Origin of the sequence: Clostridium saccharobutylicum DSM 13864 (genome assembly GCF_000473995.1) — a bacterium.
Lineage (GTDB): Bacteria > Bacillota > Clostridia > Clostridiales > Clostridiaceae > Clostridium > Clostridium saccharobutylicum.
This window is the reverse complement of sequence record NC_022571.1, coordinates 5,040,001-5,042,500: the sequence shown is the minus strand read 5'-3', so window position 1 is coordinate 5,042,500 and position 2,500 is coordinate 5,040,001. Positions and strand designations below refer to the sequence as shown.

Annotated in this window: 2 rRNA genes (1 of these 2 cut by a window edge); both read left to right on the top strand. The window is 49.4% G+C overall.

Annotated features, from left to right (window positions below):
- A 23S ribosomal RNA gene (locus CLSA_RS21545) occupies positions 1-2,312 on the top strand (it extends 598 nt beyond the left edge of the window).
- Between the two features lie 62 nt (positions 2,313-2,374).
- Positions 2,375-2,491, top strand: a 5S ribosomal RNA gene (rrf, locus tag CLSA_RS21540).
- The last annotated feature ends 9 nt before the right edge of the window (positions 2,492-2,500 follow it).

Here is a 2,500-nt window from a genome sequence, read left to right as displayed (position 1 = left end):
TTTGTAGAACGAGCCAACGAGTTACGGTATGTAGCGAGGTTAAGTACTTAAGGTACGGAGCCGAAGGGAAACCGAGTCTTAATAGGGCGACTAGTTGCATGCTGTAGACCCGAAACCGGGTGACCTATCCATGGCCAGGTTGAAGCGAGGGTAAAACCTCGTGGAGGACCGAACCACGTTGCTGTTGAAAAAGCATGGGATGAGCTGTGGATAGCGGAGAAATTCCAATCGAACTCGGATATAGCTGGTTCTCCTCGAAATAGCTTTAGGGCTAGCGTCGGAAAATGTGAGTAGTGGAGGTAGAGCACTGAATAGGCTAGGGGGCATAGCGCTTACCGAACCTTATCAAACTCCGAATGCCATATACTATCAGTCCGGCAGTCAGACTATGAAAGATAAGTTCCATGGTCAAAAGGGAAACAGCCCAGATCGTCAGCTAAGGTCCCAAAGTGTAAGTTAAGTGGAAAAGGATGTGGGATTTCTAAGACAACTAGGATGTTGGCTTAGAAGCAGCCACTCATTAAAAGAGTGCGTAATAGCTCACTAGTCAAGAGATCCTGCGCCGAAAATGTCCGGGGCTCAAACTTACCACCGAAGCTACGGGTTCACAATTTATTGTGAGCGGTAGAGGAGCGTCGTAATCGGGCTGAAGTCGTACCGAAAGGAGCGGTGGACTGATTACGAGTGAGAATGTTGGCATTAGTAGCGAGATGTAGGTGAGAATCCTACAGGCCGAATATCTAAGGTTTCCTGAGTAAAGTTTGTCTTCTCAGGGTTAGTCGGGACCTAAGGCGAGGCCGAAAGGCGTAGTCGATGGACAATTGGTTGATATTCCAATACCACTATAATCGTTATTATCGATGGTGTGACGGAGAAGGATAGGATGTGCTAACTATTGGATGTTAGTCTAAGCGTTTAGGGAGTTAGGATAGGCAAATCCGTTCTAACAATTCTGAGGCGTGATGGGGAAGGTTCTACGGAACCGAAGTATCTGATTCCATGCTTCCAAGAAAAGCATCTAGAGAGAGAAGTAGTGCCCGTACCGCAAACCGACACAGGTAGATGAGGAGAGAATCCTAAGGCCGACGGAAGAATTGCAGTTAAGGAACTAGGCAAATTGACCCCGTAACTTCGGGAGAAGGGGTGCCTGCTTTACGGCAGGCCGCAGAGAATAGGCACAAGCAACTGTTTAACAAAAACACAGGTCTCTGCTAAAGCGAAAGCTGATGTATAGGGGCTGACGCCTGCCCGGTGCTGGAAGGTTAAGGGGAACACTTAGCGTAAGCGAAGGTGTGAACTTAAGCCCCAGTAAACGGCGGCCGTAACTATAACGGTCCTAAGGTAGCGAAATTCCTTGTCAGGTAAGTTCTGACCCGCACGAATGGCGTAATGACTTGTGCACTGTCTCAACTGCAAATCCGGCGAAGTTGTAGTGCGAGTGAAGATGCTCGCTACCCGCGATTGGACGGAAAGACCCCGTAGAGCTTTACTGTAGCTTAGCATTGAATTTCGGTATTGTCTGTACAGGATAGGTGGGAGACTGGGAAACTAGGGCGTCAGCCTTAGTGGAGTCGTTGTTGGGATACCACCCTGATAGTATTGAAATTCTAACTGGATGCCATGAAACTGGTGACAGGACATTGTTAGGTGGGCAGTTTGACTGGGGCGGTCGCCTCCTAAAATGTAACGGAGGCGCCCAAAGGTTCCCTCAGAACGGTCGGAAATCGTTCGAAGAGTGCAAAGGCAGAAGGGAGCCTGACTGCGACACCTACAAGTGGAGCAGGGACGAAAGTCGGGCTTAGTGATCCGGTGGTACCTCGTGGGAGGGCCATCGCTCAACGGATAAAAGCTACCTCGGGGATAACAGGCTGATCTCCCCCAAGAGTTCACATCGACGGGGAGGTTTGGCACCTCGATGTCGGCTCGTCGCATCCTGGGGCTGAAGTAGGTCCCAAGGGTTGGGCTGTTCGCCCATTAAAGCGGCACGCGAGCTGGGTTCAGAACGTCGTGAGACAGTTCGGTCCCTATCCGTCGCGGGCGTAGGAAATTTGAGAGGAGCTGTCCTTAGTACGAGAGGACCGGGATGGACTGACCTATGGTGTACCAGTTGTTTCGCCAGAAGCATAGCTGGGTAGCTAAGTCGGGAAGGGATAAACGCTGAAAGCATCTAAGTGTGAAGCCCACCTCAAGATGAGATTTCCCATAGCATAAGCTAGTAAGACCCCTTGAAGACTACAAGGTTGATAGGTCAGAGGTGTAAGTGCGGCAACGTATTTAGCTGACTGATACTAATAGGTCGAGGGCTTGACCAATATAATCAAGTTGTAATACATTAAGAACTATGTGCAATTTTGAAAGAACAAAACTTTCAAAATCTCGTGGTGATGGCATAGAGGTAACACTCCTTCCCATTCCGAACAGGACAGTTAAGGTCTATAGCGCCGATGGTACTGCATGGGAGACTGTGTGGAAGAGTAGGACGTCGCGAGGTAAGCATAAA